The sequence below is a fragment of the Paracoccus versutus genome, assembly GCF_029909795.1.
Taxonomy (GTDB): domain Bacteria; phylum Pseudomonadota; class Alphaproteobacteria; order Rhodobacterales; family Rhodobacteraceae; genus Paracoccus; species Paracoccus versutus.
In genome coordinates this window covers 2,392,004-2,411,480 of record NZ_CP038197.1, presented here as the reverse complement: position 1 = coordinate 2,411,480, position 19,477 = coordinate 2,392,004, and the positions used below count along the sequence as shown (strand labels likewise).

Below are 19,477 nucleotides of genomic sequence, written 5' to 3'. Positions count from 1 at the left end.
GCATTGGTATGGCAGTTGATAGTCCCGGCGGCAGGCCAAGGGCAAGCCGGGGTCAGGACTTGGCGCCCACCGCGCCCTTCACCGCCTCGATGGCGGGGGTGACGGCGTAATGCGCCACCGGAATCAGGATCATGCCCCAGATCACCCCGAAGATGCCGTCGAAGAAGGCGGTGGTGGTCCAGGCGGCAAGGCCCGGTGCCGCGGGCAGGGCCTGGGCCGCGGCCTCGGCCGCGCCGTGGATCCAGTCATAGGGCTGGTGCTGGCCCAGCACATGCAGCCCGTGGATGACGATCTGGCCGCCGACCCAGATCATCGCCGCGGTGCCGACCACGGTCAGCACCTTCATGAAGCCCGGCATGACATGGACGATGCCCCGCCCCAGCCCCGCGGCAGGGCCGCCGCGTTCGTGCAGGTGCAGGCCGAAATCGTCCGCCTTCACGATCAGCGCCACGAAGCCGTAGACCGCGACGGTGATGCCCACCGCCACCACCGCCAGGATCAGCGCCTTCATCCAGATCGCGTCGCCGTTCGGGATCGCGGCCAGCGCGATGGTCATGATCTCGGCCGAGAGGATGAAGTCGGTCTTGATCGCGCCGCGCACCCGTTCCTCTTCCAGCCCGGCCCCGCCCTCGGCGGTCGCCTGCAGATGCGGCTCGTTTATCTTGTGATGGCTGAGCGCATGCACCAGCTTCTCGGCCCCCTCGAAGCACAGGTAGGAGCCGCCCAGCATCAGCAGCGGCGTGATCGCCCAGGGCGCGAAGGCCGAGAGCAGCAGCGCGATGGGCAGCAGGATCACCAGCTTGTTGAAAAGCGAGCCGCGCGCGATCTTCATCACGATCGGCACCTCGCGCGCGGCGGAAAAGCCGTGGACGTATTTCGGCGTCACCGCGGCGTCGTCGATCACCGCGCCGGCGGCCTTGGCGCCGGCCTTGACCGCCTGGCCCGCCACGTCGTCGACCGATGCGGCCGCGATCTTGGCGATCCCCGCCACGTCATCCAGCAGCGCCAGCAATCCGCTCATGTCCGTTTCCCGTCCCAGGTTCCTGCGCGGCACTCTAGGCGGCGGCGCGCCCATACGCAATTCGCAGCCGCGGCGACGGTTCCCGCGCCCCGCCCGGCTTGCGCCCGCGCGGGGAATCATTCATCAAGCATGGGACAATCGAAAGGGCCGCCCATGCTGGATCAGAACGCGAAACCGACCGAAGAGATCGACCTGCGCGAGGTCTTCGGCCTAGACAGCGACATGAAGGTCAAGGGCTTTGCCGAACGCTCGGATCGGGTGCCCGACATCGACACGACCTACAAGTTCGATCCCGACACCACGCTGGCGATCCTGGCGGGCTTTGCCTACAACCGTCGGGTGATGATCCAGGGCTATCACGGCACCGGCAAATCCACGCATATCGAACAGGTGGCGGCGCGGCTGAACTGGCCCTGCGTGCGGGTGAACCTGGACAGCCACGTCAGCCGGATCGACCTGATCGGCAAGGACGCGATCAAGCTGGTGGACGGCAAGCAGGTCACGGTCTTCCACGAGGGCATCCTGCCCTGGGCCCTGCGCAACCCGACCGCCATCGTCTTCGACGAATATGACGCCGGCCGGGCCGACGTGATGTTCGTGATCCAGCGCGTGCTGGAGGCGGACGGCAAGCTGACGCTTCTGGACCAGAACGAGGTCATCACCCCGAACCCCTATTTCCGCCTGTTCGCGACGGCGAACACCGTGGGCCTGGGCGACACCACCGGCCTCTATCACGGCACGCAGCAGATCAACCAGGGCCAGATGGACCGCTGGTCGCTGGTGGCGACGCTGAACTACCTGAGCCACGACGCCGAGGCGGCCATCGTGCTGGCCAAGAACCCGACCTACAACACCGAAAAAGGCCGCAAGATCATCAGCCAGATGGTGACACTGGCCGACCTGACGCGCACGGCCTTCATGCAGGGGGATCTCTCCACGGTCATGTCGCCGCGCACGGTGATCGCCTGGGCGCAGAACGCGCGCATCTTCGGCGACAACGTGGGCTATGCCTTCCGCCTGACCTTCCTGAACAAATGCGACGAGCTTGAGCGCCAGACGGTGGCCGAGTTCTATCAGCGCCTGTTCGACGAGGAACTGCCGGAAAGCGCGGCGGTCAAGGCGGGGTGATGAACGCAATAGACGCCACAACAGTGACCGGAGCCGCGGGGGAGCATCTGGTCATGTCGCGGCTTCTATCGCGGGGCTACATCGCCGCGCTGGCTCCACAAGGCGTTCCAAATTTCGATATTGTCGTCACATCCGTGGAAGGCACCCAGCTATGCGCCTTTCAGGTCAAGACCCGATGGGCCAAAGGAAGTGATGGCGGCTGGCATATGCGGCAAAAGCACGAGAATTTGCAGAACCCTCGCATATTCTATTGCTTCGTAGACCTTGGAAAAGACGCCTCGGCAGCGCCGGTCGTGCATGTGATCCCTAGCCAGATCGTTGCCGAGGTGATCCGCAACAGCCACCAGACTTGGTTGTCCAATCCGGGCGCGCGCGGTCAAGTCCGCAACGATTCGAGCATTCGGCGCCTCTTGCCGGACTACACGAAATTGATGGGAGCAGATACGCCTTACAAGGCGGGTTGGCTCGACGACTATCACGAAAATTGGGATCAGATAGCCACCATTACGCGACCGGCGCCTCAAATCGAGGAACAAACATGAAAAAATCCGACAACCCCGCCGATCCGTTCAAGAAGGCCCTGACCGAGGCCACCCGCGCCCTGGCCGAGGATCACGAGCTGAACGTGACCTTCACCGCCGACCCTTCCGGCGTGGCGGGCGATACCATGCGCCTGCCGCAGGTCAGCCGCCGCATGACCCGCGACGAGGTGCTGCTGGCGCGCGGCACCGCCGACGCCCTGGCGATGAAGCTGCGCCACCACGATGCCGGAACCCATGCGAAATACGCGCCCGCCGGACCGATGGCGCGCGACCTCTACGAGGCGATGGAGACCGCGCGCTGCGAGGCGCTGGGGGCCCGCGACATGCCCGGCGCGCTCAGCAACATCGACGCCAAGCTGGGGCAGGAGGCCGAGCGCAAGGGCTATGGCCAGATCAAGGCCCCGGCCGATGCGCCGCTGGCGGTGGCGGCGGGCTATATCGTGCGGCAGGCGGCGACGGGCCGCGCCCTGCCCTCGGCCGCGCAGCATGTCGCCGACCTGTGGCGCCCCTTCGTCGAGGAACAGGCCGGCGCCGATCTCGATCATGTGGGCGAGGTGCTGGCCGACCAGGCGGCCTTCGCCCGGCTCGCCCGCAAGGTGATCGCCGACCTGGGCTATGGCGACCAGCTGGGCGAAGACCCCGACGAACCGCAGGAGGACGAGGCCGAGGAAAACGCCGAGCAGGACGAGGAGGCCGGCGACAACCAGTCCCGCGACCAGAACCAGGACGACGAGGCCGAGGCCAGCCCCGAGCGCACGCAGGAACAGACCCAGGAAGAGCGCCAGGCCCAGGTCAGCATGGACGACCAGTCCGACGAGGAGCTGGTGGACGAGGCCGAGATGTCCGAGGCCGAGACGCCCCCGGACCTGCCGCCGCAGGTCAGCGAGGCGAGCCCGGATTACCGCGTCTATGCCCAGGAATTCGACGAGGAGATCCGCGCCGAGGATCTGGCCGACCCGGCCGAGCTGGAGCGGCTGCGCGCCTATCTGGACAAGCAGCTGGAACCCCTGCGCGGCGCCGTCTCGCGCCTGGCCAACAAGCTGCAACGGCGCTTGCAGGCACAGCAGAACCGCAGCTGGGAATTCGACAAGGAGGAAGGCGTGCTGGACGCCGGCCGCCTGGCCCGCGTGGTGGCGAACCCGACGACACCGCTGTCCTTCAAGGTCGAAAAGGACACCGAGTTCCGCGACACTGTGGTGACGCTGCTTCTGGACAATTCGGGCTCGATGCGCGGCCGGCCGATCAGTATCGCCGCGATCTGCGCCGACGTGCTGGCCCGCACGCTGGAGCGTTCGCAGGTCAAGGTCGAGATCCTGGGCTTCACCACCCGCGCCTGGAAGGGCGGCCAGAGCCGCGAGAAATGGCTGGCCGCGGGCCGGCCGGCGCAGCCAGGGCGGCTGAACGACCTGCGCCATATCATCTACAAGGGCGCCGACGCGCCCTGGCGGCGGGTGCGCCCGAACCTGGGCCTGATGATGAAGGAAGGGCTCCTCAAGGAAAACATCGACGGCGAGGCGCTGGAATGGGCGCATCGGCGGCTGGCCCGGCGGCCCGAGGCGCGGCGCATCCTGATGGTGATCTCGGACGGGGCGCCGGTGGACGATTCGACGCTGTCGGTCAACCCGGCGAATTTCCTGGAAAAGCACCTGCGCGACGTCATCGCGATGATCGAGCGCAAGAAGCAGGTCGAGCTGCTGGCCATCGGCATCGGCCATGACGTGACCCGCTATTACGAGCGCGCGGTGACGATCACCGATGCCGAGCAGCTGGCCGGCGCCATGACCGAACAGCTCGCCGCCCTGTTCGAGGCCGATCCCAGGAAGCGCGCCCGCGCCATGAACCTGCGCCGCGTGGGCTGAACCTGTTCTTTCGGGCTGCTTGAACTGCCCCGCGTCCCATGCGACCAATTTCGCAGGACCGGGGCCGTTTTTCCGCCTCGCAGGCCAAGGGGCTTTGACGTGCTGAAGATCGGTTTCTTCATTCCCGAATTTCCGGGCCAGACCCATATCTTCCTGTGGCGCGAACGGCAGGCGCTGGCGGAGCTGGGGATCGAGGCCGAGCTGATCTCGACCCGCCCGCCGCCGCGCGCCGTCGCCTCGCACAGCTGGGCCGCCGAGGCGCAGGCGCAGACCCGCTACCTGATGCCGCTGGGCGGCGAAGGCCTGGGCATCCTTGCGGAACTCCTGCGCTCGGGGCCCGCCGGCTGGGCGCGGGGCCTGGGCGCGGCGATGACCGCCGAGGCGCAGGGGCTCAAGGGCCGGCTGCGGATACTGGCGCTGCTGGCCATGGGCGCGCGGCTCAAGCGCATCGCCCGCCAGCAGGGCTGGAACCACATCCATGTCCACAGCTGCGCCGACAGCGCCAATATCGCCATGTTCGCCGAAAGGCTGGGCGGGCCCGGCTACAGCCTGACCCTGCACGGCCCGACGCTGGAGGGCTACGGGCCGAACCAGCGGCAGAAATGGCGCCATGCGCGCTTCGCCACCATCATCTCGCAATTGCTGACGCAGGTGGCCGAGCGCGAGATCGGCACCGACCGCCCGGCGGTGATCAATGTCGCGCCGATGGGCGTCGACCTCGACCAGATCCGGCGCCAGACCCCCTGGCAACCGCCCGCGCCGGGCGAGCCGCTGCGCATCTTCAGCTGCGGCCGGCTGAACGCGGTCAAGGGCCATGACCACCTGATCCAGACGGTCGCCCTGCTGCGCACCCGCGGCATCGATACCCGGCTGGAGATCGCCGGCGAGGACGAACAGGGCGGCACCGGCTATCACCGCCAGCTCGACGCGCTGATCGCGGAAAAGGGGCTCAGCGATGCGGTGACGCTCTTGGGCGCGGTCAACGAAACCTCGGTCCGCGAGGGGCTGGAGCGCGCGCATGTCTTTGCGCTGGCCAGCCTGAACGAAGGCATCTCGGTCGCGATCATGGAGGCGATGGCGATGGAGATGCCGGTGGTCGTCACCGATGTCGGCGGCAATCACGAGCTGATCACCTCGGGCCGCGACGCGATCCTGGTGCCCCCCGAACGCCCCGAGGTCATGGCGGACGAAATCGCCCGGCTCCACGCCGGTCCCCACGAGGCGCGGCGGCTGGCGCAGGCCTCCCGCGCCCGCGTCGCTGCCGACTTCCACCACCGCCGCAGCGCCCAGGCGGTGGCCGACGGGCTGGCCCGCACCCTGCCCGGCGCACACGAGGCGCTGGCCCGCGCCTGACATCCAGAACAAGACCCAGAGGCAAGCATGTTCCAGACTTATGACAGCCACTCCGATCCCGCCGCGCATCCGCCCCGGCTGGCGGCGCTGCGCCGCGAACTGGCCGCGCGCGGGCTCGACGGCTTCCTGGTGCCGCGCGCCGACGCCCATCAGGGCGAATATGTCGCGGCGCGGGATGCGCGGCTGGCCTGGCTGACCGGATTTACCGGCAGCGCCGGCTTCTGCATCGTCACGCCCGACCGCGCCGGCGTGTTCATCGACGGCCGCTATCGCGTACAGGTCAAGGCCCAGGTGGACCCCGCGCATTTCACCCCGGTGCCCTGGCCGGAGACGAAACCCGCCGACTGGCTGCGCGAGGCCCTGCCCGAGGGCGGGCGCATCGGCTACGACCCCTGGCTGCACACGCGGCGCGAGATCCGCGAGATGGAAAAGGGCTTGGCCGGCTCGGGCATCGCGCTGATCGCGCTTGACACGAACCCGGTCGATGCGATCTGGACCGACCAGCCCGAGGCGCCGGTGGGCGCGGTCCGCCTCTGGCCCGACGAGATCGCAGGCGAAACCGCGGCCGAAAAACGCGCCCGCATCGCCCGCGCGCTGCGCGATGCCGGACAGCAGGCAGCGGTGCTGACCCTGCCCGATTCGGTGTCGTGGCTGCTGAACATCCGTGGCGCCGACGTGCCGAAGAACCCGGTGGTGCAAGGCTTCGCCATCATCGAGGAGAACGGCCATGTCGCCGTCTTCACCAACCCGGCCAAGTTCGGCGCGGAGGTGCGGGCGGCGCTTGGCAATGCGGTCTCGATCCTGCCGCTCGATGCGCTGACCCCGGCGCTGACCAACCTGGCCGGCCCGGTGCGGGTCGACCCCGCCAGCGCGCCCGAGCAGGTGTTCGCGCTGATCGAAAGCATGAAGACCCCCATCGCCGAAGCCCCGGATCCGGTGATCCTGCCGAAAGCGCGCAAGAACGCGGCCGAGATCGCCGGGATGCGCGCCGCCCATCTGCAGGACGGCGCCGCGGTGACGGAACTGCTGTGCTGGCTCGACGCCCGCGCACCGCATCTGGACGCCGAGCCGCTGACCGAGATCGACGTGGCCACCAAGCTCGAGGAATTGCGCGTGGCGCGCGGCATCCTCGACATCAGCTTCGACACCATCGCGGCCACCGGCCCGCATGCCGCGATCCCGCATTACCATGTCGACCGGCAAAGCAACCTGTGCATCCTGCCCGGCCATGTGCTGCTGGTCGATTCCGGCGGGCAATATGCCAACGGCACCACCGACATCACCCGCACCCTGCCGATGGGCCCGGTCGATCCGGCGGTGCGGCGGCCCTATACCCGCGTGCTTCAGGGCATGATCGCGCTGTCGCGGGTGCAGTTCCCCAAGGGCCTCGCGGGCTGCCATATCGACGCGCTGGCCCGCGCGCCGCTGTGGTCCGAGGGCATGGATTACGACCACGGCACCGGGCACGGCGTCGGCGCCGGCCTTTCGGTGCATGAGGGGCCGGTCAGGATCTCGCGCATCTCGGACATCCCGCTGGCCCCCGGCATGATCCTGTCGAACGAGCCCGGCTATTACCGCGAGGGCGGCTTCGGCATCCGCATCGAGAACCTGATCGTGGTCGAGGAACAGGGCAGCCCCGACGGGCGCGAGATGCTGGGCTTCGAGACCCTGACCTTCGCCCCGATCGACCGTCGCCTCATCGAGCCCGGCCTGCTCGCCCCGGCCGAGATCGCCTGGCTCGACGCCTATCATGCGCAGGTCCGGGAGAAGATCTCGCCCCTGGTCGCGGGCGAGGTGCGGGATTGGCTCTCGCTGGCGACGCGACCGCTGGGCAGCGCCTGACACCTGGCGCCTGGCGCCGTTCACCGTTTCCCAAATGCTCCCCGGACGGCGCCGGCCGCGCCGCCCGGCGCGATGGGACGCCGCGGCCGCGACTTCTCTGTTCCCCAAATACTCCGGCAACCGCGCCCCTGGGCCCCGTCGCATGGGTATTTGGCAAACGGAAAGAACGGCGAACTCAGCCCTGCGGGTGGCGGCGGCGCCAGGCCAGCGAGCTGAGGAAGGCCATGCCGATGAAGCAGGCGCCCAGCAGGCCGGTGACCACTTCCGGGATCGGCCGCAGGGTCTGAACGAACATCAGGATCGACAGCACGAAGATCGACCAGAAGGCACCGTGTTCGAGATAGCGGAAGGCGGCCAGCGTGCCGCGCTCGACCAGCATCACCGTCATCGAGCGCACATACATCGCGCCGATGCCAAGGCCGATGGCGATCAGGAACAGGTTCTGGGTCAGCGCGAAGGCGCCGATCACCCCGTCGAAGCTGAAGGACGCGTCCAGCACCTCGAGATAGAGGAAGGCGCCGAAGCCGCCGCGCGCCATGTCGGCGTGCCGGGGGGCGCCGCCCCAGCGGTCCAGGACATGGCCGAGCATGTCCACCAGCAGATAGGTGATCACCCCCCAGATCGCGGCGATGATGAAGGCATGCTCCTTTTCCGCCGGCAGCTGGCCCACGATCACCAGCATGCAGATCAGCACGAAGCCGACCTCCATGCCGCGGATCTCGCCCAGCTTGCGCAGCGCGGCCTCGACGCCCTTGATCCAGTCCACGTCCTTGGCCTCGTCGAAGAAATAGTTCAGCGCCACCAGCATCAGGAACGAGCCGCCGAAGGCCGCGATGGGCAGGTGCGCCTCGTGGATGATGCGGGAATATTCCTGCGGCTGGGTGGCGGCGAGGCGCAGCGCCTCCCATGGCGCCAGGTGGGCGGCGATCACCACGACCAGCAGCGGAAAGATCACCCGCATGCCGAAGACCGCGATCAGGATGCCCCAGGTCAGGAAGCGGCGCTGCCATTTCGGCACCATCTGCTTGAGCTTGTTGGCATTGACGATGGCATTGTCGAAGCTGAGCGATATCTCCAGCACCGCCAGGATGCCGGCGATCAGGAAGAAGGCCAGCGCCCCCGAGCCGGTGCCATGGTATTCCCAGCCCAGGAAGGCGGCGAGCGCCAGTCCCGCGCCGGTGACGATGAAGGGCCAAGTCATGTAGCTGAGGGTCGATCTCATGGGGTTCCCCGTCATGCGGCTCGTGCCCTTCGGTCTTAGGCCCTGCCGGAAGGACGGGCAAGGCGGGCGGGCGCAGGGCAGCCTTGCGCGCGGCCCAGGGCGCCGCCCGTGCTTTCAGCCGCGCACCAGCACCGCCAGGTCGGCGACATTGGTGCCGGTGGCGCCCGCCACCACCAGCGCATCGCCCGCCGCCAGCGCCGGGGTCGAATCGTTCCTGGCCAGCGCCGCCGCGGGGTCGATGCCGCCCGCCCGGATCGCGGCCGGCGTGCCGGCGCCGACCAGCCCGCCCGCCGCCTCGCCCGGACCGTCGCGCCCGTCGCTGCCGACCGCGGCAAAGGCCCAGCCGAAATTCACCGGCTGCGCCTCGGCCAGCAGCGCAAGCCGCAGGGCCAGTTCCTGGTTGCGCCCGCCCATGCCGTCGCCGACCAGCCTGACCGTGGTCTCGCCGCCGAAGGCCAGCGCTTGGCCCGGCCGCAACCCCGGCGCCAGGGCCCAGATCGCCCGCGCGCAATCCTGCACGTCGCCCGCAAGCGGCAAGGGCGCCGGATCGGCCCCGGCCGCGACCATGGCCGCGACCAAAAGCGCGTTCGAGCCGATGAGGATGTTGCGGGCCGGCGGCAGGGCGCGGCGGTCCTCGGGCTGCCGCAGCACCGCCCGCGCCACCTCGGGCAACCGCTCCCAGATGCCCAGCCTGCGCGCCAGGTCGGCGGCCTCGGCCCGCGTGCCGACCGGCGCCACCGTCGGCCCCGAGGCGATCACCTGCAGGTCGTCCCCCGGAACGTCGGACAGGATCAGCGCCGCGACCGGCGCCCGCGACAGCCGCCGCCCTTCAGCCGCGACAGCCCCTGCCGGATCAGGTTGACCTGCGCAATATCGGCGCCCGAGGCCAAGAGCAGCCGGTTCACCGCCTGCTTGTCGGCCAGCGTCAAGCCGGCAGCATGGCCGAGCCCCCGCCCGAGATCAGCGCCAGCACCCGGTCCTGCGGCCGGGCCGAGGAAAGCCGGGCGATCACCGCCTCGGCCGCCGCCACGCCATCGGCATCGGGCTGCGGATGGCCCGCACGCATGACCCGCGCCCCGGCCAGCGCCGCGTCGTTGCCGGCATTGGTCACCGCCAGCGCCTCGGCGCCCGGCAGCGCCGCCTGGGTCATGGCGCGGGCGGCCTTGCCGACGGCGATCACCCGCCAGCGCCCGCCCGGTCCCGGCGGATCGGCCAGCACCCCGGCCATGGCCCGCGCCACGGCAGCCGCAGGATCGGCGGCGGCGATGCCGGCGCGAACCAGCACCATGGCGCGCACGCCTGGCGCCATCAGTTCACCCGGTCGGGCAACGCCTGCCCCTCGGCAAAGGCGACCAGGTTGTTCAGCGCCCGCATCGCCATGGCGGTGCGCACCTCCTCGGCCGCGGTGCCCAGATGCGGCAACAGGGTCACGTTCTCCATGGCGCAAAGCGCGGGCGCCACCTTCGGCTCGAACTCGTAGACGTCGAGCCCGGCCCCGGCGATCCGGCCCTGCGCCAGGGCCTCGACCAGCGCCGCCTCCTCGACCACGTCGCCGCGGGCGATATTGACCAGGTATGAGCGCGGCCCCAGCCGCTCCAGCTCATGCGCGCCGATCATGTGCCGGGTCTCGGCCCCGCCCGGCACGGCGACGACGGCGAAATCCGACTGCGCCAGCAGTTCGTCCAGGTCGGCCACCTGCCGGGCCGGGAAGTCCAGCGACGAGACCACCGAGCGGTTGTGGAACAGCACCTCCATGCCGAAGCCGAAATGGCAGCGCCGGGCGATGGCCTTGCCGATGCGGCCCATGCCGATGATGCCGACGGTGCAGCCGGTGACATGGCGGCCCAGCAGCTGCGTCGGCTCCCAGCCGGTCCATGCGCCGCGGCGCAACAGCCGCTCGCCCTCGCCCGCCCGGCGCGCGGTCATCAGGATCAGGGTCAGGGCGATGTCCGCCGTGGCCTCGGTCACGGCATCCGGGGTGTTGGTCACGGCGATGCCGGCCGCCGCGGCCGCCGCCACGTCGATATGATTGTAGCCGGCGCCGAAATTCGCCAGCAGGCGGCAGCGCGGCCGGGCCTGGAAGGCCTCGGCGGTGAAGCGGTCGCCCAAGGTCGGCATGATCGCGTCGTAATCGGCCAGGGCCTGCGCCGCCTCCTCGACGCTCAAGCCGTCCCGGCGGTCCAGGATCTCGGTCTCGAACCGGGCTGACAGCGCATGTTCCGCCGCCTGCGTCATGCGACGCGTCACCAGAAGCTTCATCAATACATCCTCCCCCCGTCCGGCACCTCGCGTTCGGGACCGATCAGCACCACCTCGCCATCGGCGTCGGGCAGGCCCAGCACCAGCACCTCGGACATGAAGGGGCCGATCTGACGGGGCGGGAAATTCACCACCGCCAGCACCTGCCGGCCGATCAGTTCCTCGGGCGCATAATGCCGGGTGATCTGGGCCGAACTCTTGCGGGCGCCGATCTCGGGCCCGAAATCCAGCCACAGCTTGAAGGCCGGGCGCCGCGCCTCGGGGAATGGCTCGGCACGGGTGATGCGGCCGACGCGGATCTCGACCTTTTCGAAATCCGCCCAGGCGATCTGGCCGCTCATCGGCCCAGCTCCCGCCCCCGCTCGGCTGCCGCGGCGACGGTGCGGCGCATCAGCGGCGGCAGGCCGGTCTCGGGGTCCATCAGCTCGCGAAGCCCCGCCGCCGTGGTCCCGCCGGGCGAGGTCACGGCCTCGCGCAGCCTGGCCGGATCCTCGTCCTCATGCACGGCCAGCGCGCCCGCCCCGGCCACGGTCGCCCGCGCCAGTTCCAGCGCCAGCGCCGGCGAAAGCCCCTCGGCCGCGCCCGCCGCGGCCATGGCCTCGATCATGTGAAACACATAGGCGGGCCCCGAGCCGGAAAGCGCCGTCACCGCATCCATCTGATCCTCGCCCTCCAGCCGCACCACGCGGCCGACGGCGGACAGCAGCGCCTCGGCCAAGGCCATCTCGGCCTCGCCGGCCCTGGCGTTGCCGATGACGGCGGTGATGCCCTGGCCGATGGCCGCCGGCGTGTTCGGCATGGCGCGCACGATCGGCGCCGCCGGAAAGGCCGCCTCATAGGCGCCCAGCGTCACCCCCGCCGCGACCGAGATGACCAGCGTCCCCGCCCCGACCGACAGCCGCGGCAGCACATCCGCCATCATCTGCGGCTTGACGGCGATCACCAGCACGGCGGGCGCCTCGGGCAATTCTCCGTTGATCCAAATACCCAGACCCGACAGCTCCGCCCGCGGCTGGGGGTCCACCACATGCACCGCCCGCGCCGCCAGCCCGTTCTTCAGCCAGCCGTCCAGCAGCGCGCCGCCCATGCGGCCGCAGCCGACCAGCACCAGCCCGCGCGCATTCAGATCCGAGAAATCCATGTCCTGCCCCCTGACTTGGCCCGCGCAAAGGCGGGAATTCAGGCGCGACCGTAGGCCTCGGACATGGCGATGTCCATGGCGGCCTCGGGCGTGGCGTCGCCCCAGCAGGCCAGCTGGAAACAAGGATAGAAACGCTCGCAGGCCAGGATGGCATTGCCGATCATCTGGTCGATCTGCTCGGGGCTGGCGATGGCGTCGCCCGAAAGCACCAGCCCATAGCGCCAGACCATCAGCCTCTGCGGCCCCCAGAAGGTGAAGCCGCCGTCCCAGACCTGGTCGTTGGCCAGGTTCAGGACCTCGTAGAGCGCCGGCAGCTTCTCGGCCGGAGGGTCCATGTCGAAGGTGCAGATCAGCCGCAGCACCTCTTCGCGCGGCGACCAGGCCAGCGTGATGGAATAGGTGCGCCATTGGCCCTCGACCGCCATGGCGATCTGGTCCTCGGCCAGACGGTCGAAATCCCATTCGTGATGCGCCGCGACGGTTTCCACGATGTCGATGGGATGGATGTCATCGCTATGGATGAAGTCCAGCTGTGCCATGTCCTGTCCCCCTGCCTGTCTGAGAGCGGGGCAAGGTCGAAACCCCAACCCTTGGTGGCCCAGACTACACCCGGCGTAGTTTCCGGGATGCGCCTACAACATATCGTGTGCCGGTTCCACGAGGGTGTAAAGCGAAAATTCCGTTACCGGATCGCGACAGCCAGGCTCCGCCGCTTGACCGCCGGCTTTCGTGCAGGTTCAAGGGCGGCCAGGGAGGATTGCCCATGCGCGACCACGGCGGCGACATCGACAAGGCGGCCAGCCGCTTCGGCCGGGCGGACTGGATCGACCTGTCCACGGGAATCAACCGCCGGCCCTGGCCAAACCCGGCAAGTTCGGCGGGGCCGCTTTCGGCCCATGCCCTGACCGCGCTGCCGACGGCCGCCGATACCGCCCGGCTTTGCGCCGCGGCCGCCGTCCGATTCGGCTGCCCGCCAGAGCAGATCCTGCCGCTGGCCGGCGCCTCGGCGGCGATCCAGCTTTTGCCGCATGTGCTGCCGGGGCGGCGCGCGGCGGTGCTGTCGCCGACCTATAACGAACATGCCGCCAGCCTGCGCGCCGCCGGCTGGGAGGTGGCCGAGCCCGCCGACCCGGCCGCGCTGGCCGGCGCCGATCTGGCGGTGATCGTGAACCCGAACAACCCGGACGGGCGCGAATTCCTGCCCGCGCAGGTCGCCGCCATCGCCGCGACGATCGGGCAACTGGTGGTGGACGAAAGCTTTGCCGATCCCCGTCCCGACCTGTCGGTGGCGGGCTCGCGGCCCGATAACGTCACCGTGCTGCGCAGCTTCGGCAAGTTCTGGGGCCTTGCCGGGCTGCGCCTGGGCTTTGCCATCGCCGCGCCCGAGACGCTTGCCCGCTTGGCCGAGCGCGCCGGCCCCTGGTCGGTCAGCGGCCCGGCGCTGGAGATCGGCACCCAGGCGCTGGCCGATGCGCCATGGATCGACGACACCGTGGTCTGGCTGTCCGAGGCCGCGCTGCACCTGGACCAGATCGTCACCCCGCATTGGCCGTTGGTCGGCGGCACGCATCTGTTCCGGCTCTACGACACCCCCGACGCGCCGGCCGCATGCGACCTGCTGGCCCGCGCCGGCATCTGGAGCCGCATCTTTCCCTGGCATCCGCACTGGATTCGCCTGGGCATTCCCGGCAATCGCGAGGAATTCGACCGCCTGGCCGGCGCCTTTACGGCAGCCGGTTGACATGCCCCATCTTGCGGCCGGGGCGCGCCTCGCCCTTGCCGTAAAGATGAAGCTGCACGCGCGGCTGCTTCAGCAGTTCCGGGATGCGCAGCACGTCGTCGCCGATCAGGTTCTCCATCTCGACATCGGCGTAACGCTGGCCGTCGCCCAGCGGCAGGCCGGCCACGGCGCGGATATGCTGCTCGAACTGGTCCACGGCGCAGCCCGCCTGCGTCCAATGCCCCGAGTTATGCACCCGCGGCGCGATCTCGTTCACCACCAGCCCGTCGCGGGTCACGAACAGTTCGACCCCCATGACGCCGATATAGTCCAGCGCATTGACGATGCGGCCCGCGACCAGCACCGCATCGGTCAAGAGGCCGGCCGGAAGGCCGCAGGGCACCGTAGTGGTGCGCAGGATGCCCTCGCGATGGACGTTCAGCCCCGGATCATAGGCCGCGACCTGCCCGTCGGCGCCGCGCGCGACGATGACGCTGATCTCGGCCGAGAAATCCACGAAGCCCTCCAGCACCGAGGGCGCGCCGGTCCAGTCCCGCTGCCCCGCATCGGAAAAGCGGATCTGCCCCTTGCCGTCATAGCCCAGCCGCCGGGTCTTGAGGATCGCGGGCGCACCCAGCGCCGCCAGCGCCTCGGGCAGGTCGGCCTCGGTCTCCACGCTGCGATAGGGGGCGGTGCGCAGGCCGATGCCGGCCAGGAAATCCTTTTCCGCCAGCCGGTCCTGCGACACGGCCAGCGCGCGGCGGTTCGGCCGGATCGGGCGCAGCGATTCCAGCAGGTCCAGCGCCGCCGTCGGCACGTTCTCGAATTCATAGGTGATGACGTCGACCGATTCGGCAAAGGCGCGCAACGCGGCCTCGTCCTCATAGGGCGCGGTGGTCAGACGATGCGCCGCGTCGCCCGCCGGCGCGGCGCCCGGCTCGTAGACATGGCAGCGATAGCCCAGCCGGCTGGCCGCGACCGAGAGCATGCGGCCCAGCTGGCCCCCGCCCAGGATGCCGATGGTGGCGCCGGGTTTCAGTTCACTCATCCTTCGGCTCCTCGGGGATGGAATCGGACAGCGCCTGGCGCCAGGCATCCAGCCGCACGGCCAGATCGGGATCGGACACCGCCAGGATGCCGGCCGCCATCAGCCCGGCATTGGCGGCACCCGCCGCGCCGATGGCCATGGTGGCGACCGGATAGCCCTTGGGCATCTGCAGGATGGAATAAAGCGAATCGACGCCCGACAGCGCCTTGGTCTGCACCGGCACGCCGATCACCGGCACCCGCGTCTTGCTGGCCATCATCCCCGGCAGATGCGCGGCCCCGCCGGCGCCGGCGATGATGACCTTGAGCCCGCGCGCCACCGCGGTCTTGCCATAGTCCCACAGCCGGTCCGGCGTGCGATGGGCGGAAACGATCCGCGCCTCGTAGGCGATGCCCAATTCGTCCAGGATGGCGGCGGCCTCGCGCATGGTCGGCCAGTCGGACTGGCTGCCCATGATGATTCCGACAGGTTTCCCGGCGGGTGTTTCGGCGGGCTTTTCGGCGGCTTTTTCCATGGCTCGACCCCCTTTTGCGCCCCGCCCTACAGCGCCGGGCGGGATCATGCAATCAGGCGATGATGTCGGGGGTCAGCTCGTCCTCGAGCCGGGCGATGCGGTCCTTCAGCGCCAGCTTCTGCTTTTTCAGCCGTTGCAGGGTCAGCGAATGGGTCAGGCTCTGGCTCGACAGCGCGGCGATCGCCTCGTCGAGATCCCGATGCTCGCGCCGCAGCACCTCCAGCTTGGCGCGGGTGATCTCTTCATGGGACATCTCATGTTGGGCGTTCATCTCGGGCCTCGGGCTGGATCGCCTTGGTTATAGCGCGGCCTCCGGGCGTTGTTAATGGTTTTGCGGGAACGCGTTAACGCGGACCGGCCGGTTCGGAAAAACGCTTGCCCCGAAGCGGCCTTCGGGCCGAAACTTGCAGCCGAACCCCATGCAGGAGAAGCCGATGCCCCGCACCGCCCCCCTCAGGCCCTGCGCCCTTGCGCTTGCGCTGCTGCTGGCCCCGCTTGCCCCGGCCCATGCGCAAGCCGAGGGCGAGCAGATGCAGCTTTGCGTCAACTCCTGCCTCTATCACTTCGGCCCCGCCTCGAACCCGCGCTATCACGCCTGCGTGGCCGAGCAATGCGAGCAGGCGGCACCCAGCCGCCAGCCCGCCCAGCCACCCAGCCAGGGCGCGGGCTGGCGCAATGGCACGGCCGATGGCGGCAGGACGCATTACGCCCGCGTGCAATCCGGGCGGTTGGCGCTGAGCTACATGTGCCAGCGCGGCAGCGAGGGGCTGGTCGCCGTCGAGGGCATGGCCGGCTCGCCCGGCTCGCTGGTGCTGCGCATCGACGGGCGGCGGATGGCGCAGCCCTTTGCCGCAAGCGGCGGCATGCGCGCGACCCAGGCGGCGCGCGGCTCGGCGATGCTCGCGGGGCTGCTGGGCGGCAGCGGGGTCGAGCTTGCGGACGACCGCGGCCGCGGCAGCCTGCCGCTGGCAGGCTCGGGCCGGGCGATCCGGGCGGCGATGGCCGCCTGCGGCCTGCGGCCGTGACGCCGCGCGGCTGCGACGCGGCAAACCCTTGTTTCCGGCGGCCTCCGTCCACATATTGGTCTTGCCGGATCGCCGTTCCGGGGTCCGGCCGACAGTCGCTTTGATGCAAAGGGCTTGGGAATGACCAAGATCAGTCTGGCCGCTCATCCGTTCCTGCTGGGGTTCGATCAGTTGGAACGCCTGGCCGAACGGGCCGCCAAGGGCGCCGAGGGCTATCCGCCCTACAACATCGAACACCAGGGGCCGAACGGCTTTCGCATCACGCTGGCCGTGGCCGGCTTTTCCGAGGACGACCTGTCGATCACGCTCGAGGACCGCCAGCTGGTGGTTCGCGGCCGCCAGGCCGAGGCCGAGGAAGGCCGCGTCTTCCTGCACCGGGGCATCGCGGCCCGCGCCTTCCAGCGCAGCTTCGTGCTGGCGGACGGGGTCGAGGTGGTGTCGGCGGGGCTTGAAAACGGGCTTCTGAACATCGACCTGCGCCGCTCGGTGCCCGACAGCATCGTGCAGACCATACCGATCAGCCGCAAGTGAAAGGGGATCGCAAATGAACGAGAAATTCGATTTCGGCCCGGAAAGCGCGGGCAACATCGTCTACATCCGCCGCGTCGCGATGGACAGCCTGCCCGACGAGGTGCGCCGCCAGGTGCCCGGCGCCGAGGCGCTTTACGCCGTGCATGGCGCGGATGGAGAGCGGCTGGCCCTGGTCAAGGATCGCAGCCTGGCCTTCCTGCTGGCCCGCCAGAATGAACTGACCCCGGTCAGCGTCCACTAAGCCGCAGGATGCCGATGCCGCCGCCGGGCAAGGCGGCGGCGATGGCGACATGCGCGCCGCCCGTGTGGCGGCCACCCACCCTTCCGACATCATCAGGAAATGCCGATCCCGCCGCGCGGCAAGGGCCGTTATCGGCTGTGCGCCTGGCCGTCCCCGGCCTCGACCAGCTCCAGCCCGATCTCGTCCCGGTATTGCCGCAGCAGCGCCTGCGCGGCCGGATCGGCGGGCAGCAGCAGATGCGTCGCGCCATGATTGCGCCGGACCAGTGCCTGCCACAGCGCCTCGCGCGGGCCGGCATGGCGCGGCTCGGCCCCGACCGTCAGCAGTTCGGCGCCAAGCTCGCCGGCCAGCCGCGCCGCCGCGGCCGCATCGGCGGGATCGCAGGCCAGCACCCGCTCGCAGCCCTGCGCACGGAAACGCGCCCGCCAGGCGTTCGGCCCAGGATGGGCGTCGCCCGCACCTTCCAGCCCCGCACCTTCCAGCCCCTCGACTTGCAGCCCCTTGACCGGCCCGCCCAGGCAGACCGGCCCGGCCGCGCCCGGCAGATCCGCGCCTTCGGCCCCGTCCGGGCTCCATTTGTCCGTAACCGACAGGATGGCCATGACCGCGCCGCCGGGACCGCGCAGGGCGATGTCCTCGCCCGGCTCGACCCTGGCCGCGAAATCCGCATCGACCTCCAGCGCCAGCGGCATGGGCCAGAGCGCGCCCGAGGCCAGCCGCATCCCCGCCAGCACCGAATCGTAATCCGCCTGGGTCAGAAAGCCCCGCAGCGGAAGGAAGCCGCCGCCGATCAGCAGGCCCAGGTCGGCCGATTGCCGGGGCGTCAGATCCCAGGCGGCCATGCGCGCCGCCTCGGCCCGCAGCTTCTGCCCGGCCTCGGGGCTGACCAGAAGCGCGCGGATCGGCTGGTGATGCGGCAAGGGCCCGGCCATCAGGCCGGGATCTCGGCCGCGTGCGGGTTCGGCTCGCCGGCCATGTCATGCTCGGCCAGGTAGCGCTCGGCGTCCAGCGCCGCCATGCAGCCCATGCCGGCGCTGGTCACCGCCTGGCGATAGACATGGTCGGTCAGGTCGCCGGCGGCAAAGACGCCGGGGATCGAGGTCCGGGTCGTGCCCGGCTCGACCTTGACATAGCCGCCGTGATGCAGCTCCAGCTGGTCCTTGACCAGTTCCGAGGCCGGCGCATGGCCGATGGCGATGAAGACGCCGTCCGCCGGCACCACCTGCTCGGTCCCCTGCCGGACATGGCGCACCCTGACGCCGGTCACGCCGGGCGGCTGGCTCTCGCCCTGCACCTCGACCAGCTCGTGATCCCACAGCACGCTGACCTTGGGATTGCGGAACAGCCGGTCCTGCAGGATCTTTTCGGCCCGCAGGCTGTCGCGGCGATGGACCAGCGTCACCTTGCTGGCGAAATTGGTCAGGAACAGCGCCTCCTCGACCGCGGTATTGCCACCGCCCACCACCGCGACCTCGCGGCCGCGATAGAAGAAGCCGTCGCAGGTCGCGCAGGCCGAGACGCCGAAGCCCTTGAACTTCTCTTCGCTGGGCAGGCCCAGCCAGCGCGCCTGGGCGCCCGTGGCCAGGATCACCGCATCCGCGGTGATGCGCGCGCCCGAATCAAGTTCCGCCACGAAGGGCCGCCGGCCCAGGTCCAGCCGCGTCACCGTATCGACGAAGACGCGCGCGCCCATGGCGCGGGCATGCGCCTCCATCCTGACCATCAGGTCGGGGCCCTGGATCTCGGTCTCGCCGGGCCAGTTCTCGACCTCGGTGGTGATGGTCAGCTGGCCGCCCGGCTGCATGCCCTGGATCAGCACCGGCGAAAGCATCGCGCGCGCGGCATAGACGGCGGCGGTATAGCCGGCCGGTCCCGAGCCCACGATCAGCACGCGGCTGTGGGCGGGCAGGCTGGCATCGGCGGCGATCTCGGCGGGAACATGGGACATGGCAGGGAACCTCTCGCTTGGCGCAGCCTTAGCTAATCACCGCCGGCCCCGCATGCAATCCATAAGGCCCCTTCGCGCATCGG

The 19,477-nt window shown here is 69.8% G+C and carries 21 protein-coding genes and 1 pseudogene; 9 read left to right on the top strand and 13 right to left on the bottom strand.

Annotated elements, in window-relative coordinates; translation table 11 throughout:
- Positions 1-52: 52 nt before the first annotated feature.
- Entirely contained in the window at positions 53-1,021 is a 969-nt protein-coding gene (locus E3U25_RS23260) for a DUF808 domain-containing protein (RefSeq protein WP_114534841.1), read from the bottom strand.
- A gap of 153 nt (positions 1,022-1,174) precedes the next feature.
- Between E3U25_RS23260 and cobS the strand changes: the two genes are divergently transcribed.
- From cobS to E3U25_RS23235, 5 genes are all read left to right on the top strand, one after another.
- On the top strand, positions 1,175-2,149 hold the full coding sequence (gene cobS, locus E3U25_RS23255) for a cobaltochelatase subunit CobS (RefSeq protein ID WP_036751307.1): 975 nt from the start codon (positions 1,175-1,177) through the stop codon (positions 2,147-2,149).
- A complete protein-coding gene (locus tag E3U25_RS23250) occupies positions 2,149-2,691 on the top strand; it encodes a hypothetical protein (protein WP_208861664.1) in 543 nt (180 codons plus the stop codon). Before cobS ends, E3U25_RS23250 begins: the two co-directional genes overlap by 1 nt.
- The gene (gene cobT / locus E3U25_RS23245) at positions 2,688-4,550 is read left to right on the top strand and encodes a cobaltochelatase subunit CobT (protein ID WP_114534840.1); all 1,863 of its coding nucleotides are present in this window, start codon (positions 2,688-2,690) and stop codon (positions 4,548-4,550) included. Before E3U25_RS23250 ends, cobT begins: the two co-directional genes overlap by 4 nt.
- Before the next feature lie 99 nt (positions 4,551-4,649).
- Positions 4,650-5,903, top strand: coding sequence for an exopolysaccharide biosynthesis GT4 family glycosyltransferase EpsE (gene epsE, locus E3U25_RS23240; protein WP_116222932.1), 1,254 nt, complete (start codon positions 4,650-4,652; stop codon positions 5,901-5,903).
- A 27-nt stretch (positions 5,904-5,930) separates the two neighbouring features.
- Positions 5,931-7,745 (top strand): aminopeptidase P family protein, encoded by a 1,815-nt coding sequence (locus tag E3U25_RS23235; RefSeq protein WP_116222933.1) that lies wholly within the window; start codon positions 5,931-5,933, stop codon positions 7,743-7,745.
- A gap of 175 nt (positions 7,746-7,920) precedes the next feature.
- Here the strand turns inward: E3U25_RS23235 and E3U25_RS23230 are convergent, their stop codons facing one another.
- The 7 genes and pseudogenes from E3U25_RS23230 to E3U25_RS23205 all read right to left on the bottom strand — a co-directional run bounded on the left by E3U25_RS23230 (position 7,921) and on the right by E3U25_RS23205 (position 12,906).
- A complete protein-coding gene (locus E3U25_RS23230; protein WP_036751317.1) occupies positions 7,921-8,982 on the bottom strand; it encodes a DUF475 domain-containing protein in 1,062 nt (353 codons plus the stop codon).
- Between the two features lie 99 nt (positions 8,983-9,081).
- Complete coding sequence (locus E3U25_RS24925; protein ID WP_342593591.1) at positions 9,082-9,381, bottom strand: MOFRL family protein; 300 nt, start codon at positions 9,379-9,381, stop codon at positions 9,082-9,084.
- A gap of 291 nt (positions 9,382-9,672) precedes the next feature.
- Positions 9,673-10,195, bottom strand: a pseudogene (locus E3U25_RS24920) (DUF4147 domain-containing protein); the annotation flags it as partial.
- Positions 10,196-10,275: 80 nt separating this feature from the next.
- On the bottom strand, positions 10,276-11,226 hold the full coding sequence (locus tag E3U25_RS23220) for a 2-hydroxyacid dehydrogenase (protein ID WP_116222934.1): 951 nt from the start codon (positions 11,224-11,226) through the stop codon (positions 10,276-10,278).
- Entirely contained in the window at positions 11,226-11,567 is a 342-nt protein-coding gene (locus E3U25_RS23215; protein ID WP_072460949.1) for a tRNA-binding protein, read from the bottom strand. Before E3U25_RS23215 ends, E3U25_RS23220 begins: the two co-directional genes overlap by 1 nt.
- Entirely contained in the window at positions 11,564-12,367 is an 804-nt protein-coding gene (gene proC / locus E3U25_RS23210; RefSeq protein WP_116222935.1) for a pyrroline-5-carboxylate reductase, read from the bottom strand. The genes E3U25_RS23215 and proC overlap by 4 nt, the downstream gene beginning before the upstream one ends.
- Positions 12,368-12,405: 38 nt before the next feature.
- Positions 12,406-12,906, bottom strand: coding sequence for a type III secretion system chaperone family protein (locus E3U25_RS23205; protein ID WP_036751324.1), 501 nt, complete (start codon positions 12,904-12,906; stop codon positions 12,406-12,408).
- A 224-nt stretch (positions 12,907-13,130) separates the two neighbouring features.
- Here E3U25_RS23205 and cobD point away from each other — a divergent pair, with 224 nt between their 5' ends.
- Positions 13,131-14,108, top strand: a complete 978-nt coding sequence (cobD, locus tag E3U25_RS23200; RefSeq protein WP_036751326.1) for a threonine-phosphate decarboxylase CobD — start codon at positions 13,131-13,133, stop codon at positions 14,106-14,108.
- On the opposite strand, the gene E3U25_RS23195 is transcribed toward cobD, so the two are convergent.
- Genes E3U25_RS23195 through E3U25_RS23185 form a run of 3 tightly spaced genes read right to left on the bottom strand, consistent with a single transcriptional unit; the run spans position 14,092 to position 15,920 of the window.
- Entirely contained in the window at positions 14,092-15,135 is a 1,044-nt protein-coding gene (locus tag E3U25_RS23195) for a 5-(carboxyamino)imidazole ribonucleotide synthase (protein WP_116222936.1), read from the bottom strand. The genes cobD and E3U25_RS23195 overlap by 17 nt on opposite strands.
- Positions 15,128-15,649 carry a 5-(carboxyamino)imidazole ribonucleotide mutase gene (gene purE / locus E3U25_RS23190; RefSeq protein WP_116222937.1) on the bottom strand — a complete coding sequence of 174 codons (522 nt, stop codon included), beginning with the start codon at positions 15,647-15,649 and terminating at the stop codon, positions 15,128-15,130. The genes E3U25_RS23195 and purE overlap by 8 nt, the downstream gene beginning before the upstream one ends.
- A 52-nt stretch (positions 15,650-15,701) precedes the next feature.
- A complete protein-coding gene (locus E3U25_RS23185) occupies positions 15,702-15,920 on the bottom strand; it encodes a YdcH family protein (RefSeq protein ID WP_036751331.1) in 219 nt (72 codons plus the stop codon).
- Positions 15,921-16,083: 163 nt separating this feature from the next.
- On the opposite strand from E3U25_RS23185, the gene E3U25_RS23180 reads away from it, so the two are divergent.
- From E3U25_RS23180 to E3U25_RS23170, 3 genes are all read left to right on the top strand, one after another.
- Positions 16,084-16,674: a hypothetical protein gene (locus E3U25_RS23180; protein ID WP_036751333.1), complete on the top strand. Its 591-nt coding sequence runs from the start codon at positions 16,084-16,086 to the stop codon at positions 16,672-16,674.
- Between the two features lie 120 nt (positions 16,675-16,794).
- Positions 16,795-17,205 (top strand): Hsp20 family protein, encoded by a 411-nt coding sequence (locus E3U25_RS23175; protein WP_072460954.1) that lies wholly within the window; start codon positions 16,795-16,797, stop codon positions 17,203-17,205.
- Positions 17,206-17,218: 13 nt separating this feature from the next.
- Positions 17,219-17,446, top strand: a complete 228-nt coding sequence (locus E3U25_RS23170) for a DUF1150 family protein (RefSeq protein ID WP_116222938.1) — start codon at positions 17,219-17,221, stop codon at positions 17,444-17,446.
- Between the two features lie 128 nt (positions 17,447-17,574).
- On the opposite strand, the gene E3U25_RS23165 is transcribed toward E3U25_RS23170, so the two are convergent.
- Complete coding sequence (locus E3U25_RS23165; protein WP_116222939.1) at positions 17,575-18,378, bottom strand: bifunctional sulfate adenylyltransferase/adenylylsulfate kinase; 804 nt, start codon at positions 18,376-18,378, stop codon at positions 17,575-17,577.
- Positions 18,378-19,394 (bottom strand): thioredoxin-disulfide reductase, encoded by a 1,017-nt coding sequence (trxB, locus tag E3U25_RS23160; protein ID WP_116222940.1) that lies wholly within the window; start codon positions 19,392-19,394, stop codon positions 18,378-18,380. The genes E3U25_RS23165 and trxB overlap by 1 nt, the downstream gene beginning before the upstream one ends.
- Between the last annotated feature and the right edge of the window lie 83 nt (positions 19,395-19,477).

Bases quoted from the DNA above. Each gene is read 5' to 3' on its own strand.
- E3U25_RS23260 (WP_114534841.1), bottom strand. From the start codon at position 1,021: ATGAGCGGATTGCTGGCGCTGCTGGATGACGTGGCGGGGATCGCCAAG.
- cobS (WP_036751307.1), top strand. From the start codon at position 1,175: ATGCTGGATCAGAACGCGAAACCGACCGAAGAGATCGACCTGCGCGAG.
- E3U25_RS23250 (WP_208861664.1), top strand. From the start codon at position 2,149: ATGAACGCAATAGACGCCACAACAGTGACCGGAGCCGCGGGGGAGCAT.
- cobT (WP_114534840.1), top strand. From the start codon at position 2,688: ATGAAAAAATCCGACAACCCCGCCGATCCGTTCAAGAAGGCCCTGACC.
- E3U25_RS23235 (WP_116222933.1), top strand. From the start codon at position 5,931: ATGTTCCAGACTTATGACAGCCACTCCGATCCCGCCGCGCATCCGCCC.
- E3U25_RS23230 (WP_036751317.1), bottom strand. From the start codon at position 8,982: ATGACGGGGAACCCCATGAGATCGACCCTCAGCTACATGACTTGGCCC.
- E3U25_RS24925 (WP_342593591.1), bottom strand. From the start codon at position 9,381: ATGGGCGGGCGCAACCAGGAACTGGCCCTGCGGCTTGCGCTGCTGGCC.
- E3U25_RS23220 (WP_116222934.1), bottom strand. From the start codon at position 11,226: ATGAAGCTTCTGGTGACGCGTCGCATGACGCAGGCGGCGGAACATGCG.
- E3U25_RS23215 (WP_072460949.1), bottom strand. From the start codon at position 11,567: ATGAGCGGCCAGATCGCCTGGGCGGATTTCGAAAAGGTCGAGATCCGC.
- proC (WP_116222935.1), bottom strand. From the start codon at position 12,367: ATGGATTTCTCGGATCTGAATGCGCGCGGGCTGGTGCTGGTCGGCTGC.
- E3U25_RS23205 (WP_036751324.1), bottom strand. From the start codon at position 12,906: ATGGCACAGCTGGACTTCATCCATAGCGATGACATCCATCCCATCGAC.
- cobD (WP_036751326.1), top strand. From the start codon at position 13,131: ATGCGCGACCACGGCGGCGACATCGACAAGGCGGCCAGCCGCTTCGGC.
- E3U25_RS23195 (WP_116222936.1), bottom strand. From the start codon at position 15,135: ATGAGTGAACTGAAACCCGGCGCCACCATCGGCATCCTGGGCGGGGGC.
- purE (WP_116222937.1), bottom strand. From the start codon at position 15,649: ATGGAAAAAGCCGCCGAAAAGCCCGCCGAAACACCCGCCGGGAAACCT.
- E3U25_RS23185 (WP_036751331.1), bottom strand. From the start codon at position 15,920: ATGAACGCCCAACATGAGATGTCCCATGAAGAGATCACCCGCGCCAAG.
- E3U25_RS23180 (WP_036751333.1), top strand. From the start codon at position 16,084: ATGCCCCGCACCGCCCCCCTCAGGCCCTGCGCCCTTGCGCTTGCGCTG.
- E3U25_RS23175 (WP_072460954.1), top strand. From the start codon at position 16,795: ATGACCAAGATCAGTCTGGCCGCTCATCCGTTCCTGCTGGGGTTCGAT.
- E3U25_RS23170 (WP_116222938.1), top strand. From the start codon at position 17,219: ATGAACGAGAAATTCGATTTCGGCCCGGAAAGCGCGGGCAACATCGTC.
- E3U25_RS23165 (WP_116222939.1), bottom strand. From the start codon at position 18,378: ATGGCCGGGCCCTTGCCGCATCACCAGCCGATCCGCGCGCTTCTGGTC.
- trxB (WP_116222940.1), bottom strand. From the start codon at position 19,394: ATGTCCCATGTTCCCGCCGAGATCGCCGCCGATGCCAGCCTGCCCGCC.